This window comes from Collinsella sp. OF02-10, assembly GCF_003463445.1.
GTDB lineage: Bacteria > Actinomycetota > Coriobacteriia > Coriobacteriales > Coriobacteriaceae > Collinsella.
In genome coordinates this window covers 1-14339 of record NZ_QSCW01000027.1, presented here as the reverse complement: position 1 = coordinate 14339, position 14339 = coordinate 1, and the positions used below count along the sequence as shown (strand labels likewise).

The following is a 14339-nucleotide window of genomic DNA, read 5'->3' as shown; positions in this document are numbered from 1 at the left end:
CGTGGCGCTGGCGCTCGCGCCGGCCGTCCCCGTGGCGGCGGCGGTCGCCCTCTCGTTCCTCGTCGCCTGGGCGGCGTCGCGCGTGCCGAACGCCAACCGGGCCCTCGGTGTCGCCGGACTGGTCGCCGCGGTCGCGATCGTCGTGGCCGTGATGGCCTTCACGGGAGGGTCTAGCTCGCTTCGCTTCGACGACCCCGAGCTTCTCTTCCCCCTCGGAGGACGGATCGAGGCGGCGGTGGGGTCGGCGTGGCCCCCCGCGGCATGGGCATCCGGCGCGATTCGGGGGGACGTCGCCGCGCTCGCTCTCTTTGCGGCGTCCTCCGTCGCCGCCGGCGCTGCGATGGTCGCCGTGCTGGCGAGGTTCCTTGTTCCCTTGAACTCGCTTCTTGCGGCGGGAGGCGCGCGGGTCTCGGCTGCTGCGGAATCGGGCAAGGCCCGGCATCCGCTCCATGCGATGGTGGCCAAGGAGCTTCGGCTTTGGGTGGCCACGCCGACCTACCTCATGAACACCGCCGTCGGCCCGGCTCTCGCTCTGCTCGCTGCCGTTTCCGCGGCTGTCGCCGGGCCTCAGGCCCTCGCCTCGGCGGCCAACGTGCCCGGTGTCGACCACGATGCGCTGGCGGGGCTCGTCTCTGCCGCGTTCCCCTGGGTTCTCGGGCTCTGCGTGGCCATGACGCCGTTGTCCGCCTCGTCCGTCTCCCTCGAGGGGAGCGCCCGGTGGGTCGCGCAGACGGCGCCGGTGCCTTCTGCGGCAATCGTCCGGTCGAAGGTCGCGGCGAACCTGCTCGTCGCCGTTCCGGCATCGCTCGTGGCAGGGGTGATAGCTTCCTTGTCGCTCGCAGGCGGGCCTGCGGATGCCGCCTTGATGGTCGCCGCGCCCGTCTCGTGCGGGCTTCTCGCCTCGTGCCTGGGCGTGCTGCTCGACGCGAGGCGGCCCCGCTTCGACTGGGCGAGCGCCTACGAGCCGGTGAAGAGGTCCGCCAACGTGGCCATCTGCGTCGGGGCGGGCGTCGCCGCGTCTTTCGCGGGGGGCGGGGCGACTCTGCTGGCGGGTCCCTGCGCGGGTATCGCGGCCTCGATGGCGATGGCCGCGCTTTCCGTGCTCGCCTGGAAGGCGGCATCGCGCGTTTCTCTGCAGGACCGCTAGCAGGATGCGCGCAAACGATATACTTACCCTATAGCAGATAGAACAGCAACGGAAGGAGCCGTCATGATCCTTCGCATAGACCAGATGTCGTCCGAGCCCGTCTACCTCCAGGTGCGCGACCAGATCGTCGCCGCCATCGCGCGCGGCGAGCTGCGGCCGGCCGACCGCCTGCCCAGCGTGCGCGCCCTCGCGAGCGACCTGGGGATCAACTTGCACACCGTGAACAAGGCGTACGCCGTGCTGCGCGACGAGGGGTACCTGCTCATGCGCGGCCGGTCGGGGGCCGTCGTGGCGGACTACCAGCAGGCCGCCAGCGCCGAGCGCAAGGCTGCCGGGGCCGAGCGGATCGCCTCCGAGCTCTACCGGCTCGCCCTCGAGCATTGCGCGCAGGGCGGCACCGAAGAGGCGTTCCTCGAGGAGGCGCGCCTCCAGGCCGGCCGCGCGTTTTCCGACCCAGGCATCTCCGGTACGCGTCGGGATGTAAGCGTGCTCGGGCTGGATGAGGAAGGCCGTCGTCTCAAGGCGGAGGAAGGAAGCCGTGCGGGTGATATCTCGAGGCTTCAGCCGTCCAAGGAAGGGGTGTGATTTCAATGATTGCCAGCGCGACGATTGGCATGTTCGCGTCGATAACGCTTGCGTTCGGGATGCTTCTGTCCTTTACGCCGTACCTCATGCCGCGAAACGAGTGCTTCGCCGTCACGGTTCCGCCATCGGGGCAAAGGGACCCCGCGCTGGTCGGTCTTAAGAAACGCTACGCGACGTCCATGGTCGTCTTGACCGTCGTCGCGACCGTCGCCGCCATCGTGGCGGGCGCTCTGATCGTCCGAGGCTCTGAGGAGCCAGAGTCTGGGGCCCTCTTCGCCGGCATCGCCCTCGAGAGCGCTGCGGTTCTCGTTCCCGTCGCAGCCTCCTTCGTCCTCATGCTGTTCAATCGGCGCAGGGTCGTGGCGATAAAGGAAGAGCGGGGATGGGCGGCGGTGCGCTGCCAGACGGCAGCCGTTGTCGCCGAAGACGACATCCCTCGGGCGATTCCCCTCGCATGGAGCCTTCTGTATATTCCCGTCATCCTCGGGACCGTCGCGCTCGGCTTGGCGCTCTATCCGCAGATGCCCGACATGCTTCCCATGCACGCGGACTTCGCGGGCAACGTCGACAGATGGGAGCCTAAGTCGATTGGAAGCGCGATCGGCTTTCCCGTGGTCTTCGAGCTCTTCATGGCGGCGTGCTTCGCGTTCTGCCACTGGATGATCCTCCGCTCGAAGCGCCCGTCGAACCCCGATTCGCCGGCCACGTCCGCCCTTGCTTACGGGCTGTTCGCCCGTGCGCAGAGCATCTTCCTTCTTGCGACAGGAATCCTTCTGAGCGGCGGGGTGGGCGTGCTGTTCCTTCTGTCGTCGGCGGGGTTCATCGAGCTGGCGCAGGCCGCGGTGGCGGTCATCGTCCTCTGCGTGCCGGTGGTGGTCGGCAGCATCGCGCTCTCCCTCGTATACGGCCAGGCCGGCTCGCGGGTGTTCAAGCGAATGCAGGAGGATGGAGACCTGCTTGTCGACGACGATGTTCGCTGGAAACTCGGGGTGTTCTACTTCAACCGCGATGACGCGAGCCTGTTCCTCCCGGAGAGATTCGGATTCGGTTGGACGATGAACCTCGCGCGACCGGCTGCATGGGCTTTCATCTTGGGAGGAGCTGCGATCACCGCTGGCTTCATCGCAGTCGTGGCTTTCCTCGTGTGATGCCGAAGTCGGTTTCAGCAAGAAGAAAGGCAAGGCTTCCGAAGCGACCGTTTCGGGACTCCGCCGAATCCCGAAATGGCGGACGGGTGCAGGGGGCATGCCTCCTGCCGCGGGTCCGGGACGAGCAGCCCCGGTGCAAGGTGCGAAAGGAGCTGAACCGGGCGATGCGAGCCGATCGCATCGCCCGGTTTTTTATCCGCCGCTTGATAGGCTGGACTAGGATACCTGATGCATCCTGAACGACGCGATCGAGATCGGGGCCGCCACGAGCGCAAGGAGGACGTAGACGGCAGCCACCATCCCGACGAGGTCGACCACGAACGGGCCCAGCGAGTACGACTCGAGCGCCGCGAACAGCATGTTGAAGTTCGAGAAGCAGGTCGGGAAGAGCGCGAGCACGCGCTCGATGACGCCCACGCCCGCCGAGGGCACGAGCCCGGTGAGCAGGATCAGCACCACGTCGACGACGAAGACGGACAGCGTCGAGCGGGTGCGCGAGGAGAGCGCGAGCGTGAGGCACGCGAACCCGATGCACACCGCGTACATCAGCCCGACCGATATGAGCGCGGCCTGCCCTGCGGAAATCGGGTACGGCGAGGACAGCGAGATGTTCTGGACGGAGAGCCAGAAGCCGTCCGCTCCGTAGAACGCCAGCGAGACCCCGATCACGACGGCGGCGCAGGCCGCGAAGTAGACGGTTGCCCAGAGAAGCGACGCAAGCACCTTGGCGGCGACGAGGCGGCCGCGCCCGTGTCGCGCCGAGAGCACCACCGCGTCGGCGCCCGACTGGTATTCGAACGAGAAGACGGGCGCGAGCGTCACGCACACGGCGAGGATCGCGAAGGAGAGGAAGGCCACGCAGTCGACGATGTTGCCCCAGCCGCCAACGTAGCCGTACTCGATCGGCTCGGCAACCGACGCCTGCATTCCGGTCCAGTAGGCGCGCTCGGCGTCCGAGTACTCCCACATGCCGCCCTGCCCCTCGTCGAGGGCGTCCTGGGTCATCTGCGCGACCGCCCCGTACCAGTCCGCCGCCATCTCGGGCGTGACGAGCGCGGCGGTCTGCGCGGGCTCCTGCCCAGGCGCTCGCCAGGGGTTGAGCAGGGTCGTCCAGTACGGGTCGTAGAGCGCGGCGGTCCCCTCCTGCCCGTAGGTCTCGAGCATGAGGCTGTAGACGGCCGATCCCGTCATCTGGAGCACCGCGTCGGCGTCGATTTGCGAAAACACCTCGTCTTGGTAGGCGGCGATGTCGGCGGCGGCCTGCTCGGGCGTGATGGCGCCGGCGTGTGCCTCGCGCTCCGCCTTGGCGTAGGCGATCGCGTCGGTCCCCGAGAGCACCTCCCCCGCCGCGTTCTCGGTCTTCGTCTGCGCCACGTTGAGGGCCATGACGCCCGCCAGAAGCACGAGCACGCCGACGTTCATGGCAATCGCTATGCGACGCGAGAGCATCTTCTTGAGCTCGAACCATACGAGGCTACGCATGGCGGCCTCCCTTCCCCTCGAAGCTGCCGGCGGGCGCCGACGCCTCGTCGCGGAACACGTAGAGGTAGAGGTCCTCGAGGGTGGGTGCGGCGGGCGCCGAGCCGGGGATCTCGGGGGCGTCGGCGACGTAGCGCAGGATCGCGGCGCCGTTTCCGAGATAGTGCGCGTTCGCAACCGCGAGGCGCTCCGAGAGGCGCTCCGCCTCGGAGGCGGCGACCTCGGCCTCCCAGACCTTGCCCTTCGCGCGGGCGACCAGCTCGGCGGGCGCCCCCTCCATGGCGATGGCGCCCGCCCTCATGACGAGGATGCGGTCGGCGATGCTCTCCACATCCGAGACGATGTGCGTGGAGAGCAGCACCGCCTTGTCGCGGGCGAAGCCGGCGATGAGGTTGCGGAAGCGCACGCGCTCCTTCGGGTCGAGCCCGGCGGTCGGCTCGTCGAGGACGAGCACCTCGGGATCGTTGATCATCGCCTGCGCGATGCCGAGCCGCTGCTTCATGCCGCCCGAGAACGTGCGGATCCGTCGGCGTTCCTCGCCCTCAAGCCCCACGGCGGAGAGCAGCTCGAGCGAGCGCTCCCTCGCCTCGCGGCGCCCCAGACCCTTCAACGCGGCCATGTACTCCATGAAGTCGAGCGCAGCGAACTCAGGGTAGTAGCCGAAGTCCTGGGGCAGGTACCCCAGGATCGCCCGGTAGTCCCCGCCCATCCGCTCGACGGGCGCGCCGTCGAAGAGCACCTCGCCGGAGGTGGGGCGCAGCACGCCGCACGCCATGCGCATGAGCGTCGTCTTGCCGGCGCCGTTCGCGCCGAGCAGCCCGTGCACGCCCGGCCCGAGCTTCGCGCTCACGCGGTCCACGGCGATCTTGCTGCCGTATTCTTTGGTGATCCTATCGAACCTCAATTCCATGAGAGCTCCTGTTCGTCGTAGGGTGGGTTGTCAGAAGACGGAGGAAGGCGCGGGCATCGCCGTCTCGCAGCCCCCCTCGGCCGATAGCCGCATCCAGCAGAGGGCTTCCCGTACGAGCCAAAGGGCGCCTGCCGAGGCGGCGACCGCCCATATCCAGACTGCTGCCGTGCAGTACGCTTCCGGAGCAGCGACCTTCAACAGGATGCAGAGGGCGAATACGCCTGCCGGCCAGGCGACGGCCGCAATTGCGGCGTCGGCGCTCGGGACCTTCCTCGCGAGCATGAGCCCTCCCGCCGCCGAGAGCAGGAAGGGGGCGAGGGAGAACGCCGCCGAGCTCGAGGCGGGGATGATGCGCGCGGATGCGACGCAGGCGACGGCGAGGGCGAGAAGGCTCGATATCGAGAAAGCCATGAGCCGCGAGAACGCGACGGAGGCGGAATTGTGCAGGCACGATGCCTCCAGCTCCTGCATGCGGTTCGAGCGGGCGCGGACGACGCCGGCCAGGCTTGCGGCGGCAAGGGCCGGGCCCGATGCGACCAGCACGGCTTCGGCCTCGTGCGCGCGGGTGCCGAGCAGGGCGAGCGCAACCGCCAATGCGACGACCGCCATTGCGGGGACCCAGAACGCGGGCGGCGTGGATCCGATCGCCGCCCAGGCGAGCCCTGGGATGCCGTCGTGTCGATAAGGGCGCTCCGATGCGGCCAGCGCCGCAAGGTCCGCCGCCTTTCTCTTGCGGTCCGCCGCAAGAGGCTCGACCTTCCTCTCGCTTCGGTAGTGTTCGCGCAGGGCGTTTTCCAGCGCGGCTATTCCATCTTTTCTCATGGCGTCATCCCTTTCCCGTCATCTTCAAGCTCCGCTTTCAAAGTCTCTAGCGCGGCGGCTATTCTCCTGCCCGCCGCGAAGCGGCTCACGCCGAGCACGCGCGCGACTTCCTGAACCTGAAGCCCTTGGTCGTAGCGCAGCTCGAGCACTTCCTGCTGTTCGCGGGAAAGAGCTCGGAGCGCGTCGCGCACGGGGTCCGTCCCGTGGTCGTCGGGGGCGGGCGTCTCCTCGTCGAGCGGCTCCCATAGCCTTCCGCGTTTGCGGTAGGAATCCGCGCAGACGTTTCGGGCGATGGTCAGAAGGAAGGCGAGGGGCTTGCCCCGATCCCGGTATTTCGGCAGGCTCCTGACGAACCTCAGGAACGTCTCCTGGGCCGCATCGTAGGCATCTTCGCCAGAGGGGGCATGGCGTCTGCAGTACGCCAGCACGCTCTCGTAATGCTCCTCGACGATGCGTCGCGCCTCTTCTTCGCCTAGCCCATTTCTTTCGAAAGACAAGCTCTCCTCCTTTCGCCTTCACCTTGTATAACGTTTTAGGGCTCCGTAACGAGCACGGCAGTTTAAAAAAATAGAGGTAGCGTCCGCCGTGCGAATGCCCCGCGCCTTCGGGAAGCGGAAGGGCAAGGCTTACGAAGCGACCGTTTCGGGACCCTCCCATATCCCGAAACGGCGGACGGGTGCAGGTGGCCTGCCTCCTGCCGGGGCCCGGGGCGCGCAGCCCCGGCGCGATCGCGATCGTGAGGACGACGCGGAGGGAGCCGCCGGCGGGGCGGCCCCTCCGCGTTTCCGCCTACTCCCTCGGGACGATGAGGGCGGTGTCGGACTCGATCCTGTTGTTCGGGTTCCAACCCCAGTCTCCGTCGTGGTCGTATCGGGCGACGAGCGGCGTGCCTTTTTCGGAGCGGGCCACCACGGGGTAGTGCTCCCATCGCCCGTCGAAGTCGCTCACCCAGACCTCGTCTCCGATTTCGAGCTCCGAGGCGGGAATCTCCTCGGCGTCGAGGAGGTCTCCGAGCCGCTCGCCTTCGGGCATCGCCCCGTCGAAGGCCCGGAGCATGCCGTCGAAGTCGTGCGAGCCCTGCTCGACGAATCCTTCGCAAGGGAGGATCCGGTCGGCGATCCTCCATCCTTCGATGACGTAGATCCCGTTGTCCCCGGGACTCATATGCTTGTCGTCGGAGTAGGGCATGATGCCCACGCTCAGCGTGCCTCCGAAGAAGTTGCCGACGACCTGGCAGAGCCTCGCCCATCCGTAGTCGTCCGAGCTCGGCGCGCGGTAGCCTTTGAGCTCGCAATACCGAAGCAGCGGCTCGACGGTGTCGCGTCCCCCGTTCCAATGCAGGTATATTCCGATCTTCCTGTCGGCGGTGGTGATAACGGCTCGGTTTCCCATGACGGCCCCTTTCGGCTTTCGGCCCGCCCCTTTGGCTGGCCTCGTGGCTTGGGAGGCGCCCCGGTTCCCGGGGGCGTCAGCGGAGGGAAGCGAAAACCCGCGAGGGCCCTGAGCTTCCGGGCGTTTGGTCGACGGGTCTTTCGCACGGAAGGTTTTTCGCGCCGTTGACGCGCGCGGGGTTCGGGGCGATCCTAGGGCCTCGAGGACCGCGGCGGACGGGACGTGTCGAGAGGGCTAGATACGGGAATCGAGCGGACGCCCGCCTAGCCGAGGAGATGGGCGATCGTGATGATCTCCCCGACAGAGTGGAGGGAGCAGACAACCGTCAGACAGCACATCGCGACGGTCATGGCCCTTGCGAACCATGCGTCCGCCTTGTCTTTCTCGTTCCGCCTCCTCTTTCTGACGATACGGCAGCTCGCGGTCGGCTTGCGCGAGAAGACGTCGGCGTACTCGTCGAACAGCTCTGCCTCGTTGCGGATGAGGGAGATCGCCGCCTTGATGTCCCCGATCAGTTTCCGGCCGTCGACCCCGACTTCGAAGATGTGCGTCCTGTCGAAAGCATCGAGCTTCTCCGGGCTCTGCATGAGGCGAAACCGTTCCCCGTCGACTCCGTTCGCGAGGGATGTCCGCTCGCAGGAGAATGCCCGCAGTGCGCCGCGAAGCGCGGAAATCTCCGCTGCGTCGGAAACCCCGTATTTCTCGGCTGCTCCGTCGATCGCCTGCAGGAGATCGTATGCTCCTGCGCATGGAGAGAAAAGCTCGTTGTAGACGAGCCCAATCGCGTGCCTCTCCAGGGCGTCGTAGGCCTCGATCGCCTCCCGGTAGATGATTTTGGTTCCTGGCTCTGGGAACGTGCTTGCTGGCTGGTCCATGCGGGACTCCTTTCATGGGGGCGGATTGGGATGCGCGGATATGCCGCGCGTAAGAGGGCCTTGGTTTTTCGCGAGCGGGGATGGCCTAGGCGGCTTTGCGTCCCTTGAACATCCTCGGGAAGCATCCGGCGATCCTTTTCGTGACCTTTTTTGCAGCTGGCGGGTCGACGATGTAGGCAACGATCACGACTGTTGCGGCCCCCAGAGTGACGAGGATGCCGAGGGTTTCCTGATCGCGCTCGTGTCGCTTCTCGTCGATGGACCCCATTTCGGCTTCCTCCTCTTTGAGCCAGCCTCTGATCTCCTTCTTTTGATCAAAGGTGTAGCTGTCGTCCTTTAGCATCGCGCGGTAGACCTCGGCGTTTTTCTCGCAGGTCTTGAAGCGCTCGAGCGAGGCTTCCTTGTTGCTTTCGATGCCTGCTTTGAATACGTTTTCGAGTGTTTCCGGGATTTCCCCGGCGGCCTTTACGGCGGCGGGCGTCAAAGTCGACTTGATATCGGTGAACGAGTTGCTCATGGCGTTCCTTTCCGTGTTTCCAGGGCTGTGGCTGAAGCTGCGGGGCGAGCCGGTTCCAGCTGGCGAGGCGGCAACAAATTCCTTCTTCTCCAGTTGACCGGAGGCCCCCTGTCTGCAATCATTGTTGCAAAAATTATTGCCGCTTTCGATAGGATAAACGAAAAATTTTTACCGCTTAGGGGGAATCATGGCATACAAGCCGGTTGAATGGGAAGACGACATCTACAAGAAGAGGTTCGTCAGGACCCTCAAGGAAAAGGGAAAGACCATCAAGGAGATCGCCGAGGAATGCGGGGTGGACGAGCGGGGACTTCGGAGGTCCTTGAATGAGACCAAGCGGATGAAGAGGTGGCTTGTGGAGGATATCGCGAGACGGCTCGATGTCAGCCCTAGGTTCCTGGTCGGAAAATACGACGTTCTCGCCAAACGGGAGGGCATCGGCGAAGAGGAGGAAGAGCGATGGCTGTCGATGCTCTCTTCGGAAAAGTTTCCCTATGTCGGCGAGGAGGTCAGGGACACGACTGCAAAAGAGTACCTAAGCAGGCTCCTTGGGTTCCATGGGATCTCGAAAGAGCAACTCAGGGCTCTTCCCTTCGAAACGCAGCTAGATTTTCTGGAAAAGCTGGAGGAATCGCTAGCCTCCATCCTTTCCGAGTACTTCCCGGAGAACGCGGCGGGCGACGACACGTACGTGGAGTGCTACCGCATCATTGCCAGCCTCGAGGGAAGGCGAGAGGACTTTTTTGCGGAAGGTGTGCGAGGCGATGATTTCGTTTAGCGCTTGCCCCAGAGTTTTCCTTGACCATGGAACGGGTTGTTTAAATGATATTTGGAATGCCACTTCGCTATAATGAGAACAAATGTTCGTATTATATAGGAGAGTGAGCAATGCCGATCCAGAAAAGGAAATCCCTGGCGGGCACCTGCGGCATCCCGAAGGAGCAGGACCGCATCTATGTGAAGACTTTCGACGGGGACGGGTTCGAGAGGGTTTATCCCCCTGGCATCATCCCCAAAAAGGTGTCCGCGCCATCCCTGGGGACCTGGGAGATTCGGGCATCCTCATCCCGTAGGGAGTTCGGGCGCGAGATATTCGGCAATCTGTGCGTTCACGTCGTTGTGACGGTGAGGGGAAGGCAACGCAACCTGTGGTGGGAGCACGGCGACTGGTTTGTTTCCAAAGGGGGATCTCCTACTCGACCATAATGGCTTTTTTTGAACGCGATGTCGCAGCCTTGGGTTTACGCGGCTCGACCGTTTCTGGGTGGGTTCTGCTGCTTGTCGTCAGCGATTTTCTTTACCGAACGCTCCCCGATAAGAGAAGAAGTAGAGGCCTTGCCTGAAAGCTAATCTTTGATGAGCATTAATTTATTCGCTAGCGGAGCCTGCCGGAAAACTGCGAGGAGGGGCCCGGCAGGCATGGAATATCAACAGGATTCTGGCCCGGCGCCGAAACCTGCGGGCATTTCCGCTCTCGTGCGCATGCGTCGGCATGTCTTCTTGCTGTGCGCAAGGAAAGGCTCTTCCGCCTTACCGATTTGTCGGTGAGGGCAGCTCGATGGCCTCGGCTATATTACTTGATAGGCGCGCCGCCGAATCCTGCAGCATGGCATAGTACTCTTCTATTGAGGATCCAACTGTTTTCTGGATTCCTTTTTCCAGTATTGCCAAAGGAGGCTCGCCATTGCATCCTTTTTTGCCGACGAGGGTGGGGAAGTCGTAATGCACGAAAGCGTTTCTCAGATCAGCCGTCTTCTCGATCGCCTTCCTCGTTTTTCTTGGGATTGTTGAGGACAACAGCTTGATGCTGTCCGCGGTGCAGCCGAACTCGGCAGGTGACGACATTGCTGTGTTAACGAAGCTCTTCATGCTGCGTACGGCCGTCAGCAGCGCCGCGCTCTGGAATTTTAGGTAAAGAAGGTCGCTGAAGAATCCGGATCTGTGGAGGGCCTCTACGGAGTTGATTTGCGTCAGCAGTTCCGACAGCATGAAGAAGCACGCCTCATTCCGTACCCCTTTGCTTGCGAGCGGCGCAAGCAATCTGGGGAAGTGCAAATCCCTGCTTACAGCGTTGAACTCCTCCGCCTTGCAGCTTTCGGCTATTAAGCCGGTTAATTTTGCCACTACGCAGTTGACCGCTGCGGCCTTGCCTATGTCGAAACCGATCTGGCGGTTCTCTTCCTCGTTGAGCAAGGGGGATCCTGCTCCGTGCTTTTTCTCAACGTAACGGGCATGAACGTAGGACGTTAGGATTGGAAGGCCGTCGTAATACACGATTGAGGTTTCAGGCTGAATCGCATTTAGGATCGGGCCGAGCAGCCCGGTGTGATTTTTCATGAGCGAGCTGAGCTCGGCGACAACGGTGGCGGTCTCGTCGGAGTAATCTTTGAAGGACAAGCCGTCCGCGGACAGAGATTTGGTCCTGTTCCTTAGCCTGTTTATATCTTCGGTGTCGGAGGGAAGGCTGCTGCCAAAATACTTTCTCGCGAATATGACCCCGTCATGGACGGTGATGGCGCAGAAGGGCAGTATTGTCAGCATAAGATACGGGGATGCTTCTGGAAACCGCTCGGCGTGATCGACGAGCATGCTGAACATTCGGCCTTCTTCGGCGAAAAGAAGGAGGCTGCAGCTGTCTTCGATCTGCATGGAGTTGGAGCTTGTTTTCATACGAAGCTAATCTCCAATCTCCTGCCTAGGCCTCGCGCTATCTTCTCGAGGGTCGCCACGGAAGGGTTGCCGTTGCCGTTCTCGAGCCGGCAGAGGTTGGAGGCCTTCATCCCGCAGCGCTCGGCGAGCTCCTGCTGGGTGAGCCCCTCTTCCATCCTCGCCTCCACGATCTGGCGCATCACGTCGCGTTCTGCGGACTGCTCCTCCCATTCCCGTGCGAACTCTTCGTCCTGGAGGGACCTCTCCAGGTGCTTCCTGAAATCACTCATTTCTCGACCTCCAGTCCTCGCGCATCCTCTTCGCCCGCTCGATCTCCCTCGCGGGGGTCTTCTGCGTCTTCTTGACGAAGCCGTGAGTGAGCACGATCTCCCCTCCGGCGATGAAGAAGTAGAGGACCCTCGTGATGTCGCTTCCCTGCACGGTTCTCAGCTCGAATATCCCGTCGTCGAGATGCCTGGAGAACGGCATCCCCAGGGCGGGACCGTGCTCCTCCAGCAGCTCGAGCCTTCCGAAGACCTTCGCCCTCATCTTCGCGGTCAGGCCGTCGATGAACTCCTCGACGGGGCGCCTGCCCCTGGCGTCCTCGTAGTAGTTGACCTCGTACATCAAGGCTCCTTCAAATCTTATCAAATATGATAATTGTTGGCAATCGCCACGGGATTACTCGCCGCCCAGCAGCTCGCCGATCTCGTCGGCCGCCTCACGGTCGTTCTGCTCGATGGCGTGCGCGTAGATGTCCATGGTGAGCGCCGCGGTGCTGTGGCCGAGCCTGTTCTGCACGGTCTTGATGTCCGCCCCGTTGCTTATAAGGAGCGTCGCCTGGGTGTGCCGGAGCTCGTGGAACTTCAGGCCCTCGTAGCCCGTCCTCTTGATTCGGGGGATTCCGCGCGAGTCAACGTACCTGATCGCGCGCCCCTGCTCGCCGAAGCCGTTCTCCACGCAGAACTCGCGGAACCACCTCCCGAAGATGTTGGGGTCGTAGTATCCCCCGTAGACGTTGGTGACGACGGGGCTCTTCTCGGTCTGCAGGATCGCTATCGCGTCGGTGTCCTCGCGGTCGAGCCTGCGCTTCCTGTTCTCGAGCTCGATCCTCTGCGTCCGCTTCCACTCCTCTAGGTACGCGACGATCTCGCTGTCGAGGGATATCCAGCGCTTGCTCTTCCTGCTTTTGGGATCTCGCGGGACCTTGTCGCACGCGTACTGCTGCGCCACGTAGAGCTTGCGCTTGTCGAAGTGGACGTGCTCCCATGTGAGGCCGAGCACCTCCCCGCGCCTCATGCTCGTGTGCAGGGCGAGCAGCACCGCGCAGTGCGGGGCGCTCGCCGGGAGCCCGAGGATGATGGAGTTGAGCCTCTGCGCCTCGTCGACCGTGAGGCTGTGCCTCTCCTTGGGCTTCGGCCGGGGGATGGATATGGGGGAGCAGGGGTTCTTGGCGATGAGTCCGTCGTCGACCGCCTGGTTCATGATCTGGGAGAGCTTCTGGTGGACACGGTGCAGCCTGCTCTCGGTCGCGCCCTCCTTGCGCATCCTGGAGTAGGCGTTCCTCAAGGTGAAGGTGTCGAGGTCCTGCAGGCGGTACGCCCCGAAGAACGAGGATATCCACTTGATCTCGTAGGACTCCCTGTTCCACGCGAGCGGGCTCCTGAACTCGTGCTCGCGCTCCTCGTGGAACCGGGCGGCGTAGTCCCCGACGGTTATGTCGCTCGGCTTTATGGCGGAGGGGTCCATGAGCTCGGCGCGGTACTCCATCAGCGCCTTGGCCGCCTCCGACTTGGTGCCGTGGACGGTGCGGCTGGGCGACTTCCTGTACTTGCCCGTCACGGGGTCCTTGCCGAGCGAGACCCTGATGCGCCACGTGTTCTTCTTGCCCGCCTTTTCGATTGATCCTATGCCGGATAATGAGCTTCTTCCTGACATCGTCTGCCCTTTCCCTTCTCGTCTTCATGGGAAAGAAGACCGCCGTTCGAGACACCCCTTGTCAAGTGTCTGATACGGTCTTCTTTTCCGTCTTCGGTCACAGTACAGAAACGTACTGTTTTGGGCAAATTTGGGCAAATTATGGGCGAAAATGCTGAAACAATCTGAAACATCATGGGTATCAGGTTTTTTTGACAGGCTTATGACCTGCGGAAATAGGGAAAAATGAAACAATCTGGTCACTAATAGGGTGTTCTCATAACCCGGAGGTCGTAGGTTCAAATCCTGCCCCCGCGACCAAGAACTTGCAGCTCGTCGGCCTAGCCGGCGAGCTTTTTTGTTATCTGACGACCATGTTTTCGGCACGGTTTTCAACCTCTCAAACAAAATCTCGATCTGTAACGCGTAGACCCGATTTGGACGGCTAGATGTTACAGATCGAGATTTTCCGGCAGCCGGCCCCCGTTTGTCTAAATCTGTAACACGAGGGATGGATTTTGCCGAGTAACTGTTACAGATTGAGATTTTCTGCCGGGACGGTTTTGGTTTGTCTCGATCTGCTCCAATGTGCCCTGCGTCTTTATGGGTCTTGCCACGTCGTTCTTCACGTTTATGCTGCAGCAGCCGATCAACTTTGGCCACCTCTTCGCATTCTGGGCCTTTGGAATCGCGCTCGCGGTTTGCCTGGTTATGTCGGGAACGCTCGTGTGCTCGGCAATCTTTGGAAAAGAGCGCGCTATTCAGGCGCTTACGCCGCTCGATGTGCTCGGGGCGCAGCAGAACCATAAATAAGAAAACTCGATTATCAGGGGCGGACGCCGTGAAGCACACCGCCCATTACAGTCTGAAATAGGCCATCGATAAATTTCGATGGCGA

General features: G+C 63.0%; 17 protein-coding genes. 6 read left to right on the top strand and 11 right to left on the bottom strand.

The genetic code is table 11. From position 1 onward, the window contains the following. The 3 genes from DXA43_RS10295 to DXA43_RS09600 all read left to right on the top strand — a co-directional run. Positions 1–1147 (top strand): hypothetical protein (locus DXA43_RS10295; protein ID WP_158564986.1); only part of this gene is annotated, 1147 nt, incomplete at its 5' end. Positions 1148–1210: 63 nt separating this feature from the next. After that, complete coding sequence (locus tag DXA43_RS09605; RefSeq protein WP_117807011.1) at positions 1211–1732, top strand: GntR family transcriptional regulator; 522 nt, start codon at positions 1211–1213, stop codon at positions 1730–1732. A 5-nt stretch (positions 1733–1737) separates the two neighbouring features. Continuing rightward, positions 1738–2880 (top strand): DUF1648 domain-containing protein, encoded by a 1143-nt coding sequence (locus tag DXA43_RS09600; protein WP_117807013.1) that lies wholly within the window; start codon positions 1738–1740, stop codon positions 2878–2880. Positions 2881–3096: 216 nt separating this feature from the next. Here DXA43_RS09600 and DXA43_RS09595 read toward each other — a convergent pair whose 3' ends face one another. The 7 genes from DXA43_RS09595 to DXA43_RS09565 form a co-directional block, all read right to left on the bottom strand. Further along, on the bottom strand, positions 3097–4362 hold the full coding sequence (locus DXA43_RS09595) for an ABC transporter permease subunit (protein ID WP_117807010.1): 1266 nt from the start codon (positions 4360–4362) through the stop codon (positions 3097–3099). Further along, on the bottom strand, positions 4355–5269 hold the full coding sequence (locus tag DXA43_RS09590) for an ABC transporter ATP-binding protein (protein ID WP_117807009.1): 915 nt from the start codon (positions 5267–5269) through the stop codon (positions 4355–4357). Before DXA43_RS09590 ends, DXA43_RS09595 begins: the two co-directional genes overlap by 8 nt. A gap of 30 nt (positions 5270–5299) precedes the next feature. Beyond that, entirely contained in the window at positions 5300–6091 is a 792-nt protein-coding gene (locus DXA43_RS09585) for a hypothetical protein (protein WP_117807008.1), read from the bottom strand. Next, positions 6088–6588, bottom strand: a complete 501-nt coding sequence (locus tag DXA43_RS09580) for an RNA polymerase sigma factor (protein WP_117807007.1) — start codon at positions 6586–6588, stop codon at positions 6088–6090. The genes DXA43_RS09585 and DXA43_RS09580 overlap by 4 nt, the downstream gene beginning before the upstream one ends. A gap of 292 nt (positions 6589–6880) precedes the next feature. Continuing rightward, the gene (locus tag DXA43_RS09575) at positions 6881–7483 is read right to left on the bottom strand and encodes a hypothetical protein (RefSeq protein WP_117807006.1); all 603 of its coding nucleotides are present in this window, start codon (positions 7481–7483) and stop codon (positions 6881–6883) included. A 263-nt stretch (positions 7484–7746) separates the two neighbouring features. Continuing rightward, a complete protein-coding gene (locus tag DXA43_RS09570; RefSeq protein WP_117807005.1) occupies positions 7747–8358 on the bottom strand; it encodes a hypothetical protein in 612 nt (203 codons plus the stop codon). An 85-nt stretch (positions 8359–8443) separates the two neighbouring features. Next, on the bottom strand, positions 8444–8875 hold the full coding sequence (locus tag DXA43_RS09565; RefSeq protein ID WP_117807004.1) for a hypothetical protein: 432 nt from the start codon (positions 8873–8875) through the stop codon (positions 8444–8446). 187 nt (positions 8876–9062) lie between these two features. Between DXA43_RS09565 and DXA43_RS09560 the strand changes: the two genes are divergently transcribed. Together DXA43_RS09560 and DXA43_RS09555 are read left to right on the top strand one after the other, a co-directional pair. Continuing rightward, entirely contained in the window at positions 9063–9653 is a 591-nt protein-coding gene (locus DXA43_RS09560; RefSeq protein WP_117807003.1) for a helix-turn-helix transcriptional regulator, read from the top strand. A 110-nt stretch (positions 9654–9763) separates the two neighbouring features. After that, the gene (locus DXA43_RS09555) at positions 9764–10081 is read left to right on the top strand and encodes a hypothetical protein (protein ID WP_117807002.1); all 318 of its coding nucleotides are present in this window, start codon (positions 9764–9766) and stop codon (positions 10079–10081) included. 324 nt (positions 10082–10405) lie between these two features. Here the strand turns inward: DXA43_RS09555 and DXA43_RS09550 are convergent, their stop codons facing one another. The 4 genes from DXA43_RS09550 to DXA43_RS09535 all read right to left on the bottom strand — a co-directional run bounded on the left by DXA43_RS09550 (position 10406) and on the right by DXA43_RS09535 (position 13462). Continuing rightward, on the bottom strand, positions 10406–11473 hold the full coding sequence (locus tag DXA43_RS09550) for a hypothetical protein (protein ID WP_158564985.1): 1068 nt from the start codon (positions 11471–11473) through the stop codon (positions 10406–10408). Between the two features lie 68 nt (positions 11474–11541). Then, entirely contained in the window at positions 11542–11814 is a 273-nt protein-coding gene (locus DXA43_RS09545) for a helix-turn-helix domain-containing protein (protein WP_117807000.1), read from the bottom strand. Next, entirely contained in the window at positions 11807–12151 is a 345-nt protein-coding gene (locus tag DXA43_RS09540) for a type II toxin-antitoxin system RelE/ParE family toxin (RefSeq protein ID WP_117806999.1), read from the bottom strand. The genes DXA43_RS09545 and DXA43_RS09540 overlap by 8 nt, the downstream gene beginning before the upstream one ends. 54 nt (positions 12152–12205) lie before the next feature. Beyond that, positions 12206–13462 (bottom strand): tyrosine-type recombinase/integrase, encoded by a 1257-nt coding sequence (locus tag DXA43_RS09535; protein WP_117806998.1) that lies wholly within the window; start codon positions 13460–13462, stop codon positions 12206–12208. Between the two features lie 582 nt (positions 13463–14044). Here DXA43_RS09535 and DXA43_RS09530 point away from each other — a divergent pair. Next, positions 14045–14254 (top strand): hypothetical protein, encoded by a 210-nt coding sequence (locus tag DXA43_RS09530; RefSeq protein ID WP_117806997.1) that lies wholly within the window; start codon positions 14045–14047, stop codon positions 14252–14254. Positions 14255–14339: the final 85 nt, after the last annotated feature.

Excerpts from the sequence above, each read along its gene's own strand:
- DXA43_RS09605 (WP_117807011.1), top strand. The coding sequence starts at position 1,211 with ATGATCCTTCGCATAGACCAGATGTCGTCCGAGCCCGTCTACCTCCAG.
- DXA43_RS09600 (WP_117807013.1), top strand. The coding sequence starts at position 1,738 with ATGATTGCCAGCGCGACGATTGGCATGTTCGCGTCGATAACGCTTGCG.
- DXA43_RS09595 (WP_117807010.1), bottom strand. The coding sequence starts at position 4,362 with ATGCGTAGCCTCGTATGGTTCGAGCTCAAGAAGATGCTCTCGCGTCGC.
- DXA43_RS09590 (WP_117807009.1), bottom strand. The coding sequence starts at position 5,269 with ATGGAATTGAGGTTCGATAGGATCACCAAAGAATACGGCAGCAAGATC.
- DXA43_RS09585 (WP_117807008.1), bottom strand. The coding sequence starts at position 6,091 with ATGAGAAAAGATGGAATAGCCGCGCTGGAAAACGCCCTGCGCGAACAC.
- DXA43_RS09575 (WP_117807006.1), bottom strand. The coding sequence starts at position 7,483 with ATGGGAAACCGAGCCGTTATCACCACCGCCGACAGGAAGATCGGAATA.
- DXA43_RS09570 (WP_117807005.1), bottom strand. The coding sequence starts at position 8,358 with ATGGACCAGCCAGCAAGCACGTTCCCAGAGCCAGGAACCAAAATCATC.
- DXA43_RS09565 (WP_117807004.1), bottom strand. The coding sequence starts at position 8,875 with ATGAGCAACTCGTTCACCGATATCAAGTCGACTTTGACGCCCGCCGCC.
- DXA43_RS09560 (WP_117807003.1), top strand. The coding sequence starts at position 9,063 with ATGGCATACAAGCCGGTTGAATGGGAAGACGACATCTACAAGAAGAGG.
- DXA43_RS09555 (WP_117807002.1), top strand. The coding sequence starts at position 9,764 with ATGCCGATCCAGAAAAGGAAATCCCTGGCGGGCACCTGCGGCATCCCG.
- DXA43_RS09550 (WP_158564985.1), bottom strand. The coding sequence starts at position 11,473 with ATGTTCAGCATGCTCGTCGATCACGCCGAGCGGTTTCCAGAAGCATCC.
- DXA43_RS09545 (WP_117807000.1), bottom strand. The coding sequence starts at position 11,814 with ATGAGTGATTTCAGGAAGCACCTGGAGAGGTCCCTCCAGGACGAAGAG.
- DXA43_RS09540 (WP_117806999.1), bottom strand. The coding sequence starts at position 12,151 with ATGTACGAGGTCAACTACTACGAGGACGCCAGGGGCAGGCGCCCCGTC.
- DXA43_RS09535 (WP_117806998.1), bottom strand. The coding sequence starts at position 13,462 with ATGTCAGGAAGAAGCTCATTATCCGGCATAGGATCAATCGAAAAGGCG.
- DXA43_RS09530 (WP_117806997.1), top strand. The coding sequence starts at position 14,045 with ATGGGTCTTGCCACGTCGTTCTTCACGTTTATGCTGCAGCAGCCGATC.